At 60.2% G+C, this 19,104-nt stretch carries 22 protein-coding genes; 11 read left to right on the top strand and 11 right to left on the bottom strand.

What is annotated here, in order from left to right; translation table 11 throughout:
- The first annotated feature begins 124 nt into the window (after positions 1 to 124).
- From BLW50_RS21190 to BLW50_RS21170, 5 genes are all read left to right on the top strand, one after another.
- A complete protein-coding gene (locus BLW50_RS21190; protein WP_090706277.1) occupies positions 125 to 853 on the top strand; it encodes a Tim44/TimA family putative adaptor protein in 729 nt (242 codons plus the stop codon).
- A 97-nt stretch (positions 854 to 950) separates the two neighbouring features.
- Positions 951 to 2,075: a murein transglycosylase A gene (locus BLW50_RS21185; protein WP_244544334.1), complete on the top strand. Its 1,125-nt coding sequence runs from the start codon at positions 951 to 953 to the stop codon at positions 2,073 to 2,075.
- Positions 2,072 to 2,704, top strand: coding sequence for a Smr/MutS family protein (locus BLW50_RS21180; protein WP_090706274.1), 633 nt, complete (start codon positions 2,072 to 2,074; stop codon positions 2,702 to 2,704). Before BLW50_RS21185 ends, BLW50_RS21180 begins: the two co-directional genes overlap by 4 nt.
- Positions 2,701 to 3,075, top strand: coding sequence for a helix-turn-helix domain-containing protein (locus BLW50_RS21175; protein WP_090706271.1), 375 nt, complete (start codon positions 2,701 to 2,703; stop codon positions 3,073 to 3,075). Before BLW50_RS21180 ends, BLW50_RS21175 begins: the two co-directional genes overlap by 4 nt.
- Positions 3,076 to 3,160: 85 nt before the next feature.
- Entirely contained in the window at positions 3,161 to 4,159 is a 999-nt protein-coding gene (locus BLW50_RS21170) for an adenosine kinase (RefSeq protein ID WP_090706269.1), read from the top strand.
- A 51-nt stretch (positions 4,160 to 4,210) separates the two neighbouring features.
- On the opposite strand, the gene BLW50_RS21165 is transcribed toward BLW50_RS21170, so the two are convergent.
- Positions 4,211 to 5,452, bottom strand: coding sequence for an MFS transporter (locus tag BLW50_RS21165; protein WP_090706267.1), 1,242 nt, complete (start codon positions 5,450 to 5,452; stop codon positions 4,211 to 4,213).
- A gap of 99 nt (positions 5,453 to 5,551) precedes the next feature.
- On the opposite strand from BLW50_RS21165, the gene BLW50_RS21160 reads away from it, so the two are divergent.
- A complete protein-coding gene (locus BLW50_RS21160; RefSeq protein ID WP_090706266.1) occupies positions 5,552 to 6,022 on the top strand; it encodes a winged helix-turn-helix transcriptional regulator in 471 nt (156 codons plus the stop codon).
- Positions 6,023 to 6,109: 87 nt separating this feature from the next.
- On the opposite strand, the gene BLW50_RS21155 is transcribed toward BLW50_RS21160, so the two are convergent.
- Complete coding sequence (locus tag BLW50_RS21155) at positions 6,110 to 7,096, bottom strand: Bug family tripartite tricarboxylate transporter substrate binding protein (protein ID WP_090706263.1); 987 nt, start codon at positions 7,094 to 7,096, stop codon at positions 6,110 to 6,112.
- A 265-nt stretch (positions 7,097 to 7,361) separates the two neighbouring features.
- Positions 7,362 to 7,823, bottom strand: a complete 462-nt coding sequence (locus BLW50_RS21150; protein ID WP_090706260.1) for a GNAT family N-acetyltransferase — start codon at positions 7,821 to 7,823, stop codon at positions 7,362 to 7,364.
- 171 nt (positions 7,824 to 7,994) lie between these two features.
- On the opposite strand from BLW50_RS21150, the gene BLW50_RS21145 reads away from it, so the two are divergent.
- Together BLW50_RS21145 and BLW50_RS21140 are read left to right on the top strand one after the other, a co-directional pair.
- Positions 7,995 to 9,284: a glycosyltransferase family 2 protein gene (locus tag BLW50_RS21145; RefSeq protein WP_090706258.1), complete on the top strand. Its 1,290-nt coding sequence runs from the start codon at positions 7,995 to 7,997 to the stop codon at positions 9,282 to 9,284.
- Positions 9,285 to 9,366: 82 nt separating this feature from the next.
- Positions 9,367 to 10,278 (top strand): hypothetical protein, encoded by a 912-nt coding sequence (locus BLW50_RS21140; RefSeq protein ID WP_090706255.1) that lies wholly within the window; start codon positions 9,367 to 9,369, stop codon positions 10,276 to 10,278.
- Positions 10,279 to 10,352: 74 nt separating this feature from the next.
- Here BLW50_RS21140 and BLW50_RS21135 read toward each other — a convergent pair whose 3' ends face one another.
- Positions 10,353 to 11,420 carry an aromatic ring-hydroxylating dioxygenase subunit alpha gene (locus BLW50_RS21135; RefSeq protein WP_090706252.1) on the bottom strand — a complete coding sequence of 356 codons (1,068 nt, stop codon included), beginning with the start codon at positions 11,418 to 11,420 and terminating at the stop codon, positions 10,353 to 10,355.
- Between the two features lie 213 nt (positions 11,421 to 11,633).
- Between BLW50_RS21135 and BLW50_RS21130 the strand changes: the two genes are divergently transcribed.
- Positions 11,634 to 12,215 carry a GNAT family N-acetyltransferase gene (locus BLW50_RS21130; protein WP_090706250.1) on the top strand — a complete coding sequence of 194 codons (582 nt, stop codon included), beginning with the start codon at positions 11,634 to 11,636 and terminating at the stop codon, positions 12,213 to 12,215.
- Positions 12,216 to 12,218: 3 nt separating this feature from the next.
- On the opposite strand, the gene coaA is transcribed toward BLW50_RS21130, so the two are convergent.
- The 7 genes from coaA to hisB all read right to left on the bottom strand — a co-directional run bounded on the left by coaA (position 12,219) and on the right by hisB (position 16,867).
- Complete coding sequence (gene coaA, locus BLW50_RS21125; RefSeq protein WP_090706247.1) at positions 12,219 to 13,175, bottom strand: type I pantothenate kinase; 957 nt, start codon at positions 13,173 to 13,175, stop codon at positions 12,219 to 12,221.
- A gap of 47 nt (positions 13,176 to 13,222) precedes the next feature.
- Positions 13,223 to 13,549 (bottom strand): phosphoribosyl-ATP diphosphatase, encoded by a 327-nt coding sequence (locus BLW50_RS21120; RefSeq protein WP_090706245.1) that lies wholly within the window; start codon positions 13,547 to 13,549, stop codon positions 13,223 to 13,225.
- Positions 13,550 to 13,632: 83 nt separating this feature from the next.
- Positions 13,633 to 14,394, bottom strand: a complete 762-nt coding sequence (gene hisF, locus BLW50_RS21115; protein WP_090706242.1) for an imidazole glycerol phosphate synthase subunit HisF — start codon at positions 14,392 to 14,394, stop codon at positions 13,633 to 13,635.
- Positions 14,387 to 15,133, bottom strand: a complete 747-nt coding sequence (gene hisA, locus BLW50_RS21110; RefSeq protein WP_090706240.1) for a 1-(5-phosphoribosyl)-5-[(5-phosphoribosylamino)methylideneamino]imidazole-4-carboxamide isomerase — start codon at positions 15,131 to 15,133, stop codon at positions 14,387 to 14,389. Before hisA ends, hisF begins: the two co-directional genes overlap by 8 nt.
- Entirely contained in the window at positions 15,130 to 15,783 is a 654-nt protein-coding gene (gene hisH, locus BLW50_RS21105; protein ID WP_090706237.1) for an imidazole glycerol phosphate synthase subunit HisH, read from the bottom strand. Before hisH ends, hisA begins: the two co-directional genes overlap by 4 nt.
- On the bottom strand, positions 15,780 to 16,256 hold the full coding sequence (locus BLW50_RS21100) for a DUF2628 domain-containing protein (RefSeq protein WP_090706234.1): 477 nt from the start codon (positions 16,254 to 16,256) through the stop codon (positions 15,780 to 15,782). The genes hisH and BLW50_RS21100 overlap by 4 nt, the downstream gene beginning before the upstream one ends.
- Positions 16,257 to 16,273: 17 nt before the next feature.
- Positions 16,274 to 16,867, bottom strand: coding sequence for an imidazoleglycerol-phosphate dehydratase HisB (gene hisB, locus BLW50_RS21095; protein ID WP_090706231.1), 594 nt, complete (start codon positions 16,865 to 16,867; stop codon positions 16,274 to 16,276).
- Positions 16,868 to 17,085: 218 nt separating this feature from the next.
- On the opposite strand from hisB, the gene hslV reads away from it, so the two are divergent.
- Complete coding sequence (gene hslV, locus BLW50_RS21090; RefSeq protein ID WP_090706229.1) at positions 17,086 to 17,655, top strand: ATP-dependent protease subunit HslV; 570 nt, start codon at positions 17,086 to 17,088, stop codon at positions 17,653 to 17,655.
- 1 nt (position 17,656) lies between these two features.
- Complete coding sequence (gene hslU, locus BLW50_RS21085) at positions 17,657 to 18,964, top strand: ATP-dependent protease ATPase subunit HslU (protein WP_090706227.1); 1,308 nt, start codon at positions 17,657 to 17,659, stop codon at positions 18,962 to 18,964.
- The last annotated feature ends 140 nt before the right edge of the window (positions 18,965 to 19,104 follow it).

The following is a 19,104-nucleotide window of genomic DNA, read 5'->3' as shown; positions in this document are numbered from 1 at the left end:
AAGCCATTTGACGCCAATATAGGGTGGGCGCGGCGAAATTTTATGGTTGCGCAACACAAGACCCGGCAAGATAACGAGCCAGGGCCTGTGGTCAAAGGCGTAAGAGACTAGGAAACAGGTCGGTATGCAGGACTCGTTTGATGTAACAACCATTGTTTTCGCGCTTCTGGCCATTTTCGTGGTCTGGAAGCTGCGATCCGTGCTTGGGACGCGACCGGGTCCGGAAAAGCCCCGGCCCGAGCGGTCGCCAGCGCCCAATGGCGCGGCCCCCGGCCGTAATGGCAATGATGGCGTCGTCGTGCGCCTGCCGGGAGCGGCTAATGATGCCGGCGCGCCGACAACGGCCGCGGTGGCCGAATCCCGCGATCGCTGGACCGATGTGGCCGAGCCTGGCTCCAAGGTTTGGCTTGGCCTTGACCAGATCGTCGCTGTCGACCCGAGTTTCGACGGCAAGGGTTTCATCACCGGCGCCAAGTCCGCCTATGAAATGATCATCACGGCCTTTGCCTCGGGCGACCGCCAGGCCCTGCGTGGACTGCTCGCCAAAGAGGTGTTCGACAGCTTCGCCCAGGCAATCACCGATCGCGAAGCGCGTGGCGAAAAGGTCGAGACCACCTTTGTGTCCATCGACAAGGCGCAGATGACCGATGCGATCCTGCGCGGCAAGGTGGCGCAGATCACCATGCGCTTCGTCAGCAAGCTCATCACTGCGACTCGCGACCGGAACGGCACTGTCATCGATGGCGATGCGGAACATGTGTCCGATCTTGTCGACGTCTGGACCTTCGAGCGCGATACCAGCGCGCGCGATCCAAACTGGCGCCTGGTGATTGTCGCCGACGGCGATCGTTGAGGCGTCGGCCGAGAGCCGGCCGGATAAAACCGGCCGGAGCGGAACCGATCATAGATCGGTAGGGTTAGGCGTTGTATTTTCTGTCATGGTGATCGCCATGGCCCCTGTCTCCTCTCTCTCCGCTGAAAGCTTCCCGCCGCCCGAACTGGCGGCGCGCGCCCGCTTGCAAGAGATTTCCTTCGAGCGCCTGCCAGGTTTTGCCGGCGATGATCACCTTGCTGCCTGGACGACGCTGCGCAAATCCTGCGAACGTCTCAATGAGGCCGCTCCGTCGATCCGCATCGGCCAGGTGCCGAGTTCGACGTTTCAAGCTTTCTGCTCTGTCGCGCTGACAGCTGCCCCGCGAGATGCGCATGCGGCACGCGCTTTGATCGAACGCTATTTCGCGCCGTGGCGCATCGAGCCGATCCCCGGCGCCAATCCTTACGATCGCGGCTTTCTCACCGGCTATTACGAACCGGAAGTGGCAGGCAGCCTCGAACGTAGCGCCGACTTTCAAGAGCCGATTCTGTCCCTGCCCGATGACATCGCTTATACGTCGTCGATCAGCAGCCAGCCGGTGCTGCCGAGCCGCGCCGAGATCGACAAGGGCGCGCTCGCCACGCGCACCCGCCCTGTCGTTTGGGTGCGTGACGGCATCGAAGCCTTCATGATTCACGTGCAGGGATCGGCACGCGTTCGCTTGCCCGGTGGGCGCTTGCTGCGTCTCGCCTATGCCGGGCGCAATGGCCATCCTTATACCTCGATCGGCAAGCTCCTCGTTGATGGCGGACAGATCGCGGTCGCCGACATGTCGCTGGCGCGATTGAAGCAATGGGTGCGCGACAACGGCCAGGGCGAAGGCGAGCCGGGTCGAAAGCTGCTGCAGAGCAATCGCTCCTATGTCTTCTATAAAGCGCTCGACAATCTCAAAGAAGAACAGGGACCCGTCGGCGGCGAAGGGGTCGAACTCACGCCGCTGCGATCGATCGCGGTTGATCGCAGCCTATGGCACTATGGTCTGCCGTTCTGGATCGATGCGGATCTGCCCGATGCGTTGGGTCGCACCAAACCATTTCGCCGGTTGATGATCGCCCAGGATACGGGCACCGCGATTGTCGGCGCTGCGCGTGCCGATATTTTCTACGGCACGGGCGACAAGGCCGGCGCTTTGGCGGGTGACATCAGGCACGGCGGCAATTTCTATGTTCTGTTGCCGCGCACCGGCGTGGGGTCACGGTGAAACCGAAAGATGTTTCCAAATCGCGCGGTAAACGCGCTCTTGAGCCGCATGAAGCGGAGCTCTGGAAAATCGTGACCCGGCACGTCAATCCGCTGCGCCGGCGCAAACGCGCGGCCGAGGCGTTGCCTGTCGAAGAGCCGCCGCAGAAAGAGACCAAGCCGGCCAACAAACCGGTCAAGCAAGCCAAGCCGATGAAAGTGTCCGCCGTCGCAAAGCCGGTCGTCGCACCGCCCGTGGCCAAACCGGCGCTGCTGCCTTTGGCGCCGGTCGAGCGGCGCACCCGCCAGCGGCTCTCGCGCGGACAGATCGAAGTCGACGCCCGCATCGATTTGCATGGCATGCGCCAAGCCACCGCCCATGTGCAGTTGATCGGCTTTCTGCATCGTGCCCAAGCGGCTGGTGGCCGTGTCGTTATCGTCGTCACCGGTAAGGGCTCGACCCGCGTGGCCGATGACGCGATGCCGTTTCGCGAAGCGGGCGTGCTGCGACGCGCTGTGCCGCAATGGCTGTCGGCGCCGGAACTGCGCACGGTTGTTCTCGGCTTCGAGGAAGCCTCGGCCCGTCATGGCGGTAGCGGCGCGCTCTATGTGCGGTTGCGCAGCCGGGGTGCGCGGATGTCCGATCCATGACGCCCTTCGGCCAGAAAATCCGCGACCTGCGGGAAGAGCGGGGAATTACGCTCAAAACCATGGCGCATGCGCTCAGCGTCTCGCCCGCCTATCTGTCGGCTTTGGAACATGGCCGTCGCGGCAGGCCCACCTGGTATCTGGTCCAGCGCATCATCGTCTTCTTCAATGTTATCTGGGATGAGGCCGAGGAACTCGAGCGTCTGGCTGAGATATCCGATCCGAACGTCACGCTGTCGACGGCTGGGATGAATCCCAAGGCCACCGAATTCGCCAATCGCCTGGCCAAGGAGATTGGCAATCTCGATGGCGAGGATCTGGTGCAATTTCTGGAACTTCTGCGCAAGCGGCTGAAGGCCCATTCCAACCCTTAGATAGGCCCGTGCTTGACGGCGCGGACGGTGGATGCGACACGAACCCGCCTGAATTGACCCGAATTTACAGAGGGAATGCCGCACGATGACGTCCCAATACGATGTGCTTGGACTGGGTAATGCGATTGTCGACGTCATCAGCATGGTGGACGACGATCTGCTGTCGCGCGAGAAGCTCGCCAAGGGCGGCATGATGCTGATCGACGAGGCGCGTACCGAAAGCCTCTACAAGCAGATGGGATCGACGACGATCATCTCCGGTGGTTCCGCCGCCAACACCATCGTCGGCGCGGCTTCGTTTGGCGCCAGCACGGCCTTCATCGGCAAAGTGAAGGCGGATGAGACCGGCAAGGCCTTCGCCCATGATATCCGCGCCATGCGCGTGCACTTCACCACCCAGCCGGCGCAGGATGGCCCGGCCACCGCGCGCTGCCTCGTGCTGGTGACGCCCGATGGCGAGCGCACCATGAACACCTTCCTGGGCGCCTGCCAGAATCTCGGCCCCGAAGATGTCGATGCTGACCTGGTGCGCGCTTCAGCCATCACCTATCTCGAAGGCTATCTCTGGGATCCGCCAGCGGCCAAGCAGGCTTTCGTGCGCGCGTCCGAGATCGCCCATGCCGCCGGTCGCCGCGTCGCGCTGACCTTGTCGGATCAATTCTGCGTCGATCGCTATCGCGCTGAATTCCTCGAACTCATCCGCAGCAAGACCGTCGACATTCTGTTCGCCAATCAGCACGAATTGAAGTCGCTCTACGAAACCTCGGATTTTGACTCGGCCGTGACCGCCCTGCGCAACGAAGACATTCTCGGTGCGGTCACCGTTTCCGAGAAGGGCTCGCTCGTCGTCACCCGTGGCGAGACGATCGCGGTGCCGGCCTATCCGATCGAAAAGCTGGTCGACACCACCGGTGCCGGCGATCTCTACGCCGCCGGTTTCTTGGCCGGCCTGTCGCGCGGTCAGGACCACAGGACCTGCGCTCAGCTGGGCGCGCTCGCCGCCGGCGAAGTGATCCAGCACATCGGCGCCCGCCCGCAGCGCAACCTGTCAGCGCTCGCCAACGAAAACGGCCTCGGTCTCTGATCGGTTTAATCCGAGTTCGAAAACGGCGCCTTCATGGGCGCCGTTTTTTATTCACGTATTGCTGGTGTTCGCTTGCGTTGCCACCGTCGGCGTTGCCCGCAACGTTGCGGCCCAGAAAATCAGTGTCAGCGCGCTGATGCCGGCACCGAGCAAACAGACGCCGCTCCATCCCCAATGCTCATAGATCCACGTTGAGCTCGACGAGCCGAGGGCGCTGCCGATGGAATAGAAAACCATATAGGCGGCGGTCAGCCGGCTCTGCGCCTCCGGCCGCACGCGATAGATCATGCCCTGATTGGTAACGTGCGCGGCCTGCAGACCGAAGTCGATGACGACGACGCCGAGAACAAGCCACAGGATCGAGTGTGACAATAGCGCGATTGGGAACCACGCGATGAGCATGAGCACCAGCGCGATGCCCGTCGTGCGCTGACCGTAGCCTTGGTCGACCCAGCGCCCGGCGCGTGTCGCGCCAAGCGCGCCAGCAGCACCAGCTAGACCGAACAAGCCAATCTCCGCATGGGACAGTGAGAACGGCGGCGCGCTCAACGGCAGCACCAGCGGTGTCAGCAAGGTGGTGATGTTGGCGAAGATCAGCATGGCGATCACGGCACGGATGCGCAGCACCGGCTCCTCCATAAAGAGCGTGAACAGCGACACGATCAGGCGCGGATAGGACAGCGTCTGTTCGCGCCGTTCCTGCGGCGGCAGAAATTTGTAAAGCAGCGCGACGATCGCCAGCGTCACGATGGCTGAGGCGAGATAGACTGCGCGCCAGCCGAGAATGTCGGTGAGTGCGCCGGCGACGACACGCGCCAGCAAAATGCCGAGCACGATACCGCTGGTGACGACACCGACGACCTGTCCGCGCTCAACCGGTTTCGCTAGGCTCGCGGCATAGGCGACGAGGGTTTGCGTGACGACAGCCAATAGGCCCATCGCCGCCATGGCGGCCAGCAGCATCGCCCCCGTCGTCGACCAACTCACCGCGGCGAGCGCGAGCACCGAGAGCAGCGATTGCCCCAACACCAGCTTGCGCCGGTCAACGAGATCGCCCAGCGGCACCAGCAGGATGAGCCCCAGCCCATAGCCGACCTGGGTGGCGCCAACGATCATTCCAGCCGTGGCGCGCGACAGGCCAAGGTCGTCCGCCATCACGTCGAGCAGCGGATGGGCGAAGTAAGCGTTGGCGACCGCGAGCCCGCTCGCCACCGCGAACAGCAGGATGAGGGCGCGGGACAGCGTGGCCGTTTCGACGCGGTCGTCCGGTGGCGCTCCAATGTCCAAGGCCATGTGATTGGCTCCAGTTAGTTTTATAATGAAACTAATTGATCCGTATCAATATTGGTTTTATTATGCAACCATATAACGCAGTTGTGATGGATAACAGCCATGGTCAAGCGCAGGAGCCTGCAAGGCGATTATTGCCCAAGCGCCCGGGCGCTTGATGCCATTGGTGATTGGTGGTCGCTGCTGATCGTGCGCGATGCCTTCGACGGGCTGACCCGGTTCGGCGAATTCGAAAAGAACCTCGGTATCGCCAAGAACATTCTGTCCGAGCGCCTGCGCATGCTGATCGCGCGGGGCATTCTTGAAGCGGTGCCGGCCTCCGACAAAGGCTCCCGCCAGGAATATCACCTCACCGCCATGGGCCGTGATCTCTTCCCAGTCATGGTGGCGCTCCGGCAATGGGGCGAGCAGCATCTGTTCGGACCAGGCGAGGAGCATTCGCGCTTGATTGAACGCGCCACGGGAGAGCCGGTGCGCCTCGACGTGCGCGCCCAGAGCGGCCGGCCTGTGGTCGCCGACGATACGCTCATTCTCAAGGTGCCAGAAACGCGTGTCGTCGGGGACGACCGCTAAATGATTTGATCTCGCTCGGTGTCTTTCCGGACACCTGCACAGCAGGTGATCCGGGATTTCCGAGCGTGTGGCGCTTAGGCGACCCGCCTATTGCGGTACGATATTCGCCGCCTTGACGATCGGCCCCCATCGTTCGATGTCGGCCAAGATCCGCGCTGAAACTTCCTTGCCGTTTTCATGGTGCGGAATGGCGCCGACCGTCTCAAGAAATTTCGCCGTCTCAGGCATTTTACCGATCTCGATCAACCAACCGGCGAACTTATCGATGATCGGTTGCGGTGTGCCTTTGGGGAAGAAGGCGCCCCACCAGGGGGCAAACTCATAGCCCTTGAAGCCGACCTCATCCATGGTCGGAACGCCGGGGAAGGACGAGGAGCGCTCCTTCGTCGTGACGGCAAGACATTTGAGCCGGCCGGATCGCACTTGAGCCGCGGCGAACGTGCCGTCCATCACCATGAAGTCGAGCGTCCCATTGGTCACGTCCGGCAAGGCATCGGGCGCCGTGCGGTAGGACACTGGCTCGGCTTTGACGTTGCCCATCGCCTTATACAGCTCGGCGGCCAACTGCGCCGTCTGGTTGGTATAGCCATATTTGGCGCGATCGGTGGTTTTCAAAAACGCGGTCAGCTCGGCCACCGAGTTGTATTTCGAGTCCGGCGCCACGACGATGACGAACACGATCTGCGCGAAGGAAGCGGCGGGCGTGAAATCCGTCACCGTGTCGAACGGCAGCGACTTAAACAGATAGCGCGAACCGGCCATGTTCGAGTTGGCGACAAACAGCACCGAATAGCCGTCGGGCTTTGCCTTGGCGACCAAGCCGACCGCGATATTGCTGGTCGCGCCCGGGCGATTCTCGACAACGATCGGCTTGGGGGAAATCTCGGCGAGCTTGTTGGTGAAGTAACGGCCAAGAATGTCCGCGCCGCTGCCGGCCGGAAAGCCGATATAGATGTGAATGGGTTGCGCCGGATATTCGGTTTGACCAAAAGCCGCGGCCGGTATGGTCAGCGTCAGTCCTGCTGCGCCAAGCCCTTTGACGACGTCTCTTCGATCCAAATCTTTGCGTTTCATGCATCCCTCCCGTTATGGCCCGCGTTCAATGTCTATGCGGGTTCGTTGCCTCGTCATTAACCGGAGGGTGGCGTCTCGTGCAAGAACAACATGTTCCGACGGTTTGCCGCGATGAGCACGGCCATTGATGTGGGACAGCGCTCTTGGGAGCTGGCTTTTGGGACTTGGCCCATCGCCCCTGGCGAGCACGCACCTTGGCATCTTCCCGGACGCCGAAGGCGATCCAGGATCTAGGGATGTGCGGAGGACTGTTGCGTAAAGCGCCTCAATTCAACTCGAGTTTGTAGCCGACGTGCGACGCCTTGAAGCCCAGACGATCATAAAAGCGATGCGCGTCGGCGCGGCTCTTATCGGTCGTCAGCTGCACAAGTTGGCAACCGCGCGCGCGGCATTGCTCGATCGCCCAGTGAAACATCTTTTCGCCAATCCCCGCACTGCGAGAGCCTGCTGCAATACGCACCGACTCGATCTGGCCACGCCAGGCGCCGCGTCGCGACAGACCGGGAATGAAGCTCAATTGCAGCGTGCCGATGATTTTGCTTTCGCTCTCGGCGACTGCGAGAAGCTGGTTGGGATCGTGGTCCAAGGCTTCAAACGCTTCGACGTAGGCTGCGGGCAATGGATCTGTGAATTCTTCTCTCGCCGCGCCCAATGGATCATCCGCCAGCAAGGCGACAATGGCGGGCAGGTCGGCGCGGGTCGCCTTGCGGAAGGTGATGTCGATCATGGGGTGTTTGTATGAGCTTATGGCTGGCAGATAATCTGCATGTTGGTGTCAGGGCGCGTGGCAGTCGCCATGCGAAGAGAGTGGCCACGGCTATCCCCTTAATAAATTGACATTTTAGAGACCACCGCGACAATGCCGCTCATATGAGACAGAGTTCGATCGGCCCGAAAAATGCAATCAGCTGACGTCAAAATTACCGTTGTTGTGCCGACCTACAATCGTCGCGATTCATTAAAAAAGGCGCTTGAAAGCGTGCTTCAGGAGACGCGTGTATCAATCCAGGTGCATGTCTTCGATAATGCATCCACTGATGGGACAGAGGAATACGTAAGCAGCCTGGCGAGATCAGATTCGAGAGTTACCTATTTCAGAAATGGAGACAACGTTGGCCCTACCGCCAACTTTCAGCGGGCGCTCGGTAGCATAAAGTCCGACTATTTCGTGCCGCTAGCCGACGACGATTGGCTTCTTCCGGACTTTTTGTGGAAAGCCGCTTCAATCCTCGATCAAGATCGAGAACTTGGCGCCGCGATATTTGTGTCTGAAGTTAGAAATGAAGATGGCGATTTTCTCGGCACGTATCCGTCGCCCCTTGATAAACTTCGGTTCGGCAAGCTCACAGCGAAAGAACATCTAAGGGATTGGATGACGTTTGGTCATTACGCTTGGAGTTCGATTTTATGGCGATCCGACGTTTTGCGCTTTATTGGATATCCATATCTGCACGCGGGCTTGCCAAGCGACATCGATTTTCAGACGCAAGTCTTTAGCGAGTTTCCAGTCTACATCACTACGGAGCCCGGCGCGGTATTCGTCATTCATCCCAAACAAGGTGGGGTTGAACTTGACATAACTCACGTACCTTCATGGAGCCGAATTCTCCGTCGTCTCGATGCACAAGTCATCAAGAACCGACTGTTTGATCTTCACGAATACCTCGCTATGCGGAACATGGTTGTTGCTCGACATTGCTCCAGTTGGCGAAAGCCCACGGCCAAGCCGGTTCAACGAAAAGCGCATATAAAACTCGCCGTCTTAGCCGGAGTGGTTTTGAACGATTGGGATTTTGCTCTGGAGGTTGCTGCGAAGCTGCCGCCAGAGAATGCTGGCGTCGCGGACGCAAAATCCAAGAACTGTTTCTATTTTCTTCCACAGATGCACAATGGGGATCAACGTGCACCTGCGTCCGGTGTCGACGAGTTAATCCTCTCAACTATGCGGTGGGCCGCCGAGGCTCGACGGGCTCTTGAGGCGCAAACGAACCACACAAGCAGCCTAACAGAGACGAATCGAGTGCTCGCTGAAAAAAATGAAACGCTGCGCAACAACTTCGAGCAAACATCTACACGGCTCGATGAAACAACGAGAGTTCTTCACAAATTCAACGACCATTGTCTTTCTTTGGGGCGAAATCGTCTTTTCCGTCTCCTAGTGGGCTTGCGATTGCTGCCTCGGCTGTGACTTTGAGGCTTGGATCGTCCACGAAGCTCCAAGGGGTTTCATTCAACCCTTAATCGACAACAACGGCATAGGCCCAAATACGATGTCGAAATTCGCAGATAGATTGCAGTCCAATCTAGACGCCATCAAAACTCACACCTGGCTGGGAAAGGAATATTCGAATCTCAGTCTTCTCGCGTTGCTGAATGCCGCCGATGGCAGATACAGCGATCCTCTTCGCCTGGGTCGCGCGTATTCGCAGGTCTACAGCCAGCATTCCGAAGACGGAGTACTTGCCGAAATATTTCATAGAATTGGCATCAGATACCGAGTTTTTCTTGAAATAGGAATCGAAGATGGGCGCGAATGCACGACGCGCCTCCTGCTGGAGCAGGGATGGCATGGCATTTGGATAGAAGGCGACAGTGAAAAAGCAGAACGCGCGAGAATGCTTTTTCGACGCTATATTCAATCCGGCGCGTTGAAGATCGTCTCGGCGATGGTGACGACCAGCAACATCAACGAGCTGTTGGATGACGCCGGGGCACCCCCTTTATTCGACCTCGTATCTATCGATGTTGACCAAAACACGAGCCATATTTGGCGTGTTCTCAATCGGCGATCGAGGGTTGTGTGCGTCGAATACAACGCATCTTTACCGCCCAGCTATCCGATCGAAGTGCCTTATGATCCGATCGCTGTATGGGACGGATCAAATTGGTTCGGAGCCGGGTTAAAGGCGCTGGAGCTTATTGGCCTGAACAAGGAGATGTACCTTGTCGGGTGCGACCCGATTGGCGTCAACGCGTATTTTGTGGCCGCTAGTGACGTCGGCCGGAAGTTTCGCAAACCATTCACTGCGGAGAATCACTATGAATCTCCTAAGTACAATCTTATTACGAAAATTGGACACGGACCTTCTCAGCAGGCTCGAGAATGGGTGACTATCGAGCGATATGACAAGTTGACGAGTGCGACCAAACGATCTTGGTTTCGGCGTTTGCTCGGCTGGTAGCATCGAGCTTGCGGAACGAAGTACAAAGCCGCGACCTGTGTAACGAGCCCACGCTCCGCCATCAATCGCGAAGGTCATTCCGCCGCCGTGGAGAGGGTCGCTCGCTCTTCATCCAGCGCCTTCTGGAAAGCGCGGCGCGCATGGGTCAGCGCATAGTCGGCCTTGATCGGTAGCAGCGGACGATCGGGATCGGCGCTGAGGCGTTGCTGCTGCGCCTCCATGATCACCACGTCTTCCAGGAAGGTCGGGTGAATCTCGTTGTAAAGTTCGTCGGTGGCATGCGGCTCATCCTGCCGATAGCTGTTGGCGGCTGACCAGAAATAGAGCGAGGTATTCTCGGTCTGCGGTGTGATGCCGTGAAAGAGATGCAGGTGAAAACCGTCCTGTTCGCGGTTTTCGACCGCGCCACGGCCGACATCGAGCGCACCGGTCCATTGCTTGACGCTACCGGGGAGGACGTATTCGAAATCCATCCAGCGATCGATCTTACCCTTGAAACCCACCGCGCGCACGTAGGTCGGCGGCGGTGTGACATCGAGAAGCCAGCGAATGAGGCGGGCACCATGTTCGGTGCGCTCCGCGTGCATCTTTGCTTCGACATGGATTTTGGGATTGCCGCCGATGGTCTTGGTGTGGACATAGCCGAGATGGGTCAGGTCCATCAGATTGTCGATCATCATCATGTAATTGATCTTGATCGGCATCATCGCCTTGCGGTGCGGATATTTCCTCGGATTGTCGTGATAGGGCCAGTCGACGATCTTACTTTCGTCAGCCAGCGCCGGATCGCCCATCCACACCCAGACGAACTCCTGCCGTTCGACGACCGGATGCGACTTCACTTTCGCCATCGGCGGAATGTTGTCTTGGCCAGGGATCTCAACGCACTTGCCATTCACGTCGAAGACGAGGCCGTGGTAGCCGCACTGCAGCCCGTTCTCGACGATCTTGCCGTGCGACAGCGGCGCACCGCGATGGCAGCAACGATCCTCGACACAACCGATCTTGCCGCTGGCATCGCGGAAGAACAGCAACGGCTCATTCATGATGGTGCGCGCCAGCATGCCGTCTTTCAGCTCGTCGCTCCACGCCGCCTGATACCAAGCGTTTCTCAGAAACGGAGCGTTGATTTTATCGCTCATGTCTTGACCCTCCCGTCGCGACCCGATGTCGACAGCGTACGAAGGGGTTCCCGCACGCAACAACGCGGTTTGAAATTATAAATGTAGTAAGGCCACTTATGAGTGGCGTAAGTCTTTCAAAGCGGCCGAGAAATTCCTGGCGAAAAACTCGTCGAAAGACAACATCTGCATCGGAATGATATGCGAAGGCCAGGAAGATATCGAGGCTTTCACATGATCGATCTGCGTCCGACTCTCTCGGGCCCACGCGTGCGTCTGATCCCCCTGGAAACAAAGCACCGGGAGGCGCTTCTTGCCGCTGCCGCCGATGGCGAGCTTTGGAAGCTGCGCGTAACGACCGTTCCCGGACCTGACAGCGTCGATCGCTATATCGAGGCGGCCTTGAAAGGACGCGAGGCGGGGACGGTCATCCCGTTCGTGACGCAGGTGGATGCCCGTATTGTGGGGAGCACGCGCTTTTGGAAGATCGACCAGGAAAATCGCAAGCTTGAGATCGGCCACACCTGGCTGACCGCCAGCCAGCAGCGCAGCTTCGTCAACACCGAGGCGAAGTTCCTCATGCTGCAACATGCGTTTGAAAGTTTGGCCTGCGTCCGGGTGCAGTTCACGACAGACGAACTCAACCAAGCGTCGCGCGCCGCCATTCTGCGGCTCGGGGCCACCGAGGAAGGGTTGATTCGTAACGAGCGCATCATGCCGGATGGCCGACAGCGCAATTCGATGCGCTACAGCATCATCGATAGCGAGTGGCCGCAGGTCAGCGCTCGTCTGCGCGATCGCTTGGGCTGGGCATAAAGCCTACAGCTTCCGCAACGCCACTTGCTCGATGCTATGCATCGCGGCCTTGGTCAGCACCAGGCTGGCGCGTGGCCGTGTCGGCAGGATGTTTTCGTTGAGGTTGCGCAGGTTGATGCGCGTCCAGATGTCGATCGCGGTCTGCCGCGCTTCATCGTCGGTGAGGTCGGCGTATTTCCTGAAATAGGATCGCGGATCGCGGAAGGCGGTTCCGCGCAGGCGCATGAAGCGCGCCACATACCATTTCAGGAGATCATTCTCGTTGGCGTCGAGATAGATCGAGAAATCGAAAAAATCCGAGGCGAAGGCGATGTCGCTGTCGGGGCGCGACGGCTGCAACACGTTCAGGCCTTCGACGATCAGAATATCGGGTCGGTCGACAGTGATGGATTGATCCGGCACGATGTCATAGGTCAGATGCGAATAGACCGGTGCTTTGACATTGCCCTGCCCGGCCTTGATCTGCGACAGGAAGCGCACCAGCGCCGTGCCGTCGTAGCTTTCCGGAAAGCCCTTCTTGTCCATCAAATGATCGCGAACCAGGACTTCGTTGGGAAACAGGAAGCCATCGGTCGTGACCAGATCCACCTTCGGCGTGTTGGGCCAGCGCGACAGCAGCGCTTTCAGCACGCGGGCCGTGGTCGATTTGCCAACGGCGACCGAGCCGGCGACGCCGATGATGTAGGGCACCTTGCCGTCGGCGCCCAGAAAGCGCTGCGTTGCTTTGAACAGCCCCTGGGTTGCTGCCACGTAAAGCGCCAGCAGGCGCGACAGCGGCAGGTAGATGGCGATGACCTCTTCCAGCGAAATCGGATCGTTGATCGACTGCAATTTGGCGAGATCGTCGCCCGTCAAAGTCAGCGGCGTGTCGGCGCGCAGCGCCGCCCATTCGGCACGGGTGAAGTGCCGGTAGATCGAGAAGTCGCTGGGCAATGTCGCCAGTCCGGAAATTTCGTCCATGGAATACTCCGCCGCCGGATGCGGGTTACGAACTCTCTCTACAACCTCTAGCCACCTGGCGCGCGCGACGCCTTTTCCTGGTGGCCCGACTGTTGGGTCCGGGTTTCTAGCTCATTCAGCACGTCGGCGACAGGGATGCCGCGCGCCTGCAGTAGAACCAGCATGTGATACAGGACATCGGCTGCTTCCGCTTTCACGTCTGCGTTAGTGCCGTCGACCGTGGCCAGGGCCAGTTCAAATGCCTCTTCGCCGAACTTCTTCGCCACCCGATGCTTACCGCCTTCGAGCAGGGATTTTGTATAGGACTTTTCGGCACTTGATCCGCTGCGCTGGGAGATGATCGCAGCCAGATCCTGCAGGGTGAACGCACTCAAACGCGGATACCTTTCCAGATACCTTTCAAAAACAAGCTGCCGTTCAAACAGAAGGCCGCCTTTTCGAACAGGAGATCGATCGGTTAGTCGTTGCGGACGGCAAGCCCCGCCGCCGCCATGTGTTCCTTGGCCTGTCGTATCGTAAACTCGCCAAAATGGAAAATAGAGGCGGCCAGCACGGCGCTGGCGTGGCCGTCGCGAATGCCATCCACCAGATGGTCGAGAGTGCCGACGCCTCCGGAGGCGATGAGCGGGATTTTCACCGCATCGGCAATGGTCCGGGTGACGTCGATGGCAAAGCCCGAGCGGGTGCCGTCGCGGTCCATCGAGGTCAGCAGGATCTCGCCGGCGCCGAGCGCCTCGACCTCACGCGCATAGGCCACCGCGTCGATGCCGGTCGGCTTGCGGCCGCCATGGGTGAAGATTTCCCATTTGCCGTCGCCGACACGCTTGGTGTCGATGGCCACGACAATGCACTGGCTGCCGAATTTCTCCGCCGCTTCGCGCACGAACTCGCGGTTGAACACCGCCGCCGTATTGATCGACACCTTGTCGGCGCCGGCCAAGAGCAACTTGCGGATATCGTCGGTGGTGCGGACGCCGCCCCCCACCGTCAGCGGCATGAAACAGGCTTCGGCCGTCCGCTGCACCACGTCGAGAATGGTGCCACGATTTTCATGGCTGGCGGTGATGTCGAGAAAGCACAATTCGTCGGCGCCGGCGGCATCATAGGCAATGGCGGATTCAACCGGATCGCCCGCATCGCGCAGGTCGACGAAGTTGACGCCCTTCACCACCCGGCCGTCCTTGACGTCGAGACAGGGAATGACCCGGCACTTAAGCAACCGACTTCTCCCGCGCCGCGCGGATCAGCGCCAACGCCTCGGCCGCATCGAGGCGGCCGTCATAGAGCGCACGGCCCGTGATGGCGCCGGCCAGGCGCGCGCAATCAGGTTCCAACATACGGGTAACGTCGGCCATGGAGGCGAGGCCGCCCGACGCGATCACTGGAATCGTCAGCGCATCGGCCAGCGCCAGGGTCGCTTCGATGTTGAGGCCCATCAACACGCCATCGCGTGAAATGTCCGTATAGATAATGGCTGCGACACCGGCGTCTTCGAATCTTTTGCCGATATCAAGCGCCGATAGTTGCGATACGCGCGCCCAACCTTCAACGGCGACAAGGCCATCGCGGGCATCGACGCCAACAGCGATACGGCCAGGATGCAGACGCGCTGCTTCACGCACGAACGACGGATCCTTCACCGCTGCCGTGCCGATAATCGTGCGGCTCACGCCTTTTTCGAGCCAGCCTTCGACCGTGCGCATATCGCGAATGCCGCCGCCAAGCTGCACCGGAATCTTGATCGCCTTGAGAATCGAATCGACCGCTAGCGCATTCATCGGCTTGCCCGAAAACGCGCCGTCGAGATCGACGACATGCAGATATTCGAAGCCTTGCTTCTCGAAGGTCTGCGCCTGCGCGGCCGGATCGTCATTGAAGACGGTGGCCTGCGACATGTCGCCATGGATAAGGCGAACGCATTGCCCGTCTTTCAGATCGATCGCAGGAAACAGAATCACGGAGTCCACCTCAGGAAATTGCCGATCAGCCCGAGGCCCAGTTTCTGGCTCTTCTCGGGGTGAAATTGCGTACCAATAATATTGTCGCGTCCGACCACCGCCGTGACCGCGCCACCATAATCAGCTGTCGCCAGAACCAATGATTTTGAGGCGGCGCTCAGGTGATAGGAATGAACGAAATAGGCGTGCAGGCCATTGTCGCCGGTGGCGATGCCATCGAACAGCGGATGCGGCTGGTTCAAGGTGATCGTGTTCCAGCCCATGTGCGGCACTTTCAGCGCCGCATCGGACGGCTGCAACGCCACGACATCGCCGCCGATCCAGTCGAGGCCTTGTGTCGTCACATGTTCAAGTCCGCGCGTGGCGAGAAGCTGCATGCCGACGCAGATGCCCAGAAACGGCCGGCCCTTGGCGATCACCGCCTCTTGCAGCGCTTCGACCATGCCGGTGGTCGCATCGAGCCCCTGCCGGCAGTCGGCGAAAGCGCCGACACCGGGCAGGACGATGCGATCGGCCTCGGCCACCACGTCCGGGTCGGAGGTGACGATAATGGTCGAGCTGGCGGTGCTGTCCTGCGCGGCGCGCTCGAAGGCCTTGCGCGCCGAATGCAAATTGCCGGAGCCGTAGTCGATGATGGCGACAGTGTTCATGGCCGCGGACCCGGCGTCATGTCGGGAAACAGGCCAACCGGGGGAACGGCGCGCGCCGGGTTGATCGCGGCGGCGAGAGCCGGCGCTGCCGTAGCCGGGCGGCGGCGGGCAAACCAGGTGATCTCAGCTTCCCGCCGGTTTTCAGCGATAGCGACATCGGAGAGCGCGAAGCCCCGGCCGTTGAGCGCGGCGCGGCGCAGAACGGGCGCTTCAAGGCCAAGAAGCAGGCCGATGCCGAAATAATAGGCGGGCATCAAAGCCGGATTGAAGTCCAGCCGGCGGATGGCGAAGAAAACGCAGGCAAAAGCCAGAAACCACAGGCCAAAGACGATCCAGCGCCGGTTCCACAGGAGCCAGAGCGGCCCAAACAAGAAGGCCATGCGGGAAAAGCCCTCGCGCACGAAAACAGCGCCGGCGGCGGGGTCGCCGCCGGAGGGGCTCGCGGAGGGGGTGTGAATGGTGAAGACAGGCATGCGAAACTCAAATGATATCAGACGGACAACGTTCCCTTGGTCGAGGGAACTTGATCCTTTTGGCGCGGATCGATCGTTGCGGCGGCTCGCAAGGCTCGGGCCACGCCCTTGAAGCAGGACTCCGCAATATGGTGATCGTTGACGCCATATGCAGTCTCGATATGCAAAGTCATGCCAGCATTCATGGCGAAGGCCTGGAAAAACTCGCGCACCAGCTGGGTGTCGAAGGTGCCGATCTTGGGCGTCGAGAATTGTGTCCGGAACACCAGGAAGGCCCGGCCCGACAGGTCGACGGCGACCTGGGTCAGGGTTTCGTCCATCGGCAGACGCACATCGGCATAACGGACGATGCCGCGCAGGTCGCCCAGCGCCTTGCGCAGCGCCTGGCCGATCGCGATGCCGGTGTCCTCGACCGTATGGTGGTCATCGATGTGCAGGTCGCCATCGGCTTTGACCTCGAGGTCAATCAGGCTGTGGCGGCCCAATTGGTCCAACATATGGTCAAAAAAGCCGATTCCGGTCGAAATCGAGGTCTTTCCGGTGCCGTCGAGGTTGACGGTGACGGAAATGCTCGTCTCTTTCGTCTGGCGCGTGATGGTCGCGGTACGCATTCGGCTCAATTCTCCGAGGGGATGCCGGGCTTCTATCAATCCCAAGGCGGCTTTTCTACCCTTGGTCCAGATCACCCTTACCAGGTCACCCCTAACTATTCTTAGCCTGGACTATTCTGGCTACGACTCTTGCGTGGGTCGCCCCAGCGCCATAGATGGTCGGTCCTAAACAGACGTTGTGCCGGCCCGGTCCGGCCTCTTCCGCGAGATTATAATATATGTCCCAGGACAGTCATGCTGGTGGCCCCGCGAGCTGGCACGCCACCACCATTCTGATGGTCCGTAAGGGCGGCCAGGTCGTTGTCGGCGGCGACGGACAGGTGAGCCTCGGCCAGACGGTGGTCAAGGGCAATGCCCGCAAGGTTCGCCGCCTCGGCAAGGGCAATGTCATCGGGGGCTTCGCTGGCGCCACGGCCGACGCCTTTACACTGTTCGAGCGGCTGGAAGCCAAGATCGAACAATATCCCGATCAGCTGGTCCGCGCCTGCGTCGAGCTTGGCAAGGACTGGCGCACCGATCGCTATTTGCGCCGGCTCGAGGCGATGATGCTCGTCGCCGATCGCAACGCCTCGCTGCTCCTCAGCGGCAATGGCGATGTGCTCGAGCCTGAACAGTCCGAGCATGGCAGTGTCATGGCGGTTGGCTCCGGCGGCAACTACGCCCTGGCGGCGGCGCGCGCGCTGCTGCCGATGGATCTCGATGCCGAAACCATCGTTCGTCGCGCCATGGCCATCGCGGCGGAGATCTGTGTTTACACCAACACCAATCTGGTGATCGAAAGCATTTGACATGACCGACTTCTCGCCGCGCGAAATCGTATCGGAGCTTGACCGCTATATTGTCGGACAGAAAGAGGCCAAGCGGGCCGTCGCCAATGCGATGCGCAACCGCTGGCGCCGCCTGCGACTCGAATCGCCGATGCGCGAAGAAGTGCTGCCCAAGAACATTTTGATGATTGGTCCCACCGGCTGCGGCAAGACCGAAATCGCCCGACGCATCGCCAAAATGGCAGGCGCGCCCTTCCTCAAGGTGGAAGCGACCAAGTTCACCGAAGTGGGTTATGTCGGCCGCGATGTCGAACAGATCGTGCGCGATCTGGTTGAAGTGGCGATCGCCCTTGTCAAAGAGCGCAAGCGCAAGGATCTGCGCGCCAAGGCGCATCTCGCCGCCGAGGAGCGGGTGCTTGATGCGCTGGTCGGTGCGACCGCTTCACCGGCAACCCGTGATAGCTTTCGCAAGAAGCTGCGCAACGGCGAACTCGACGACAAGGAGATCGAAATCGAAGTGGCGTCCACCGGGCCTTCGACGCCGATGTTCGAACTGCCGAACATGCCAGGCGCGTCCGTGGGCGCGATTTCGCTGAACGATCTGTTCGGCAAGGCGCTGGGCGGCAAGGCCAAGCCGCGCCGCGCCACCGTGCGCGAGATCTATGAACCGCTGATCGCTGAAGAGAGCGACAAGCTGCTCGATCAGGATCAGGTGGTGCAGGAAGCCATTCGCGAGACCGAAAGCAATGCCATCGTTTTCCTCGACGAGATCGACAAGATCTGTGCCCGCGAAAACCGCAGCGGTGCCGACGTGTCGCGCGAAGGCGTGCAGCGCGATCTTTTGCCGCTGATCGAAGGCACGACGGTGGCGACCAAACATGGGGCGGTGAAGACCGACCATATCCTGTTCATCGCGTCGGGCGCCTTCCACGTCAGCAAGCCGTCCGATCTGTTGCCCGAACTGCAGGGCCGCCTGCCGATCCGGGTCGAGCTGGCCTCGCTCGACGAGGATGACCTGCGGCGTATTCTGCGCGAGCCGGAATCGAGCCTCGTCAAGCAATATGAAGTTCTGTTGCAGACCGAGGGTGTCGAGCTGGCCTTCACCGACGACGGCATCGAGGCGATCGCCAGGATCGCCGCCCAGGTCAACACCTCCGTGGAAAACATCGGCGCGCGCCGGTTACAGACCATCATGGAGCGGGTGCTGGACAGTGTCAGCTTCTCGGCACCCGACCGATCCGGGGAGAAAATCACCGTCGATGCCGCCTTCGTCGAGGCCAATATCGGTGATCTGGCACGCAATACCGACCTCAGCCGCTTTATTCTTTAAAGCCACGGCCGCGGCCTGGGTGCATCCCGGACATTTGCGCAGCAAGTGATCCGGGCACCAGGGGCCAGCGGTGGAGCGTTGCGTTGTGACTTTGTTGTCGCCATGCAGCTAACGAACAGCATGGCGTCGTTTGCCCTGGT

Source organism: Beijerinckia sp. 28-YEA-48 (assembly GCF_900104955.1).
Lineage (GTDB): Bacteria > Pseudomonadota > Alphaproteobacteria > Rhizobiales > Beijerinckiaceae > Terripilifer.
The sequence above is the reverse complement of the archived record's forward strand: the minus strand, read 5'-3'. Positions and strand labels throughout refer to the sequence as shown.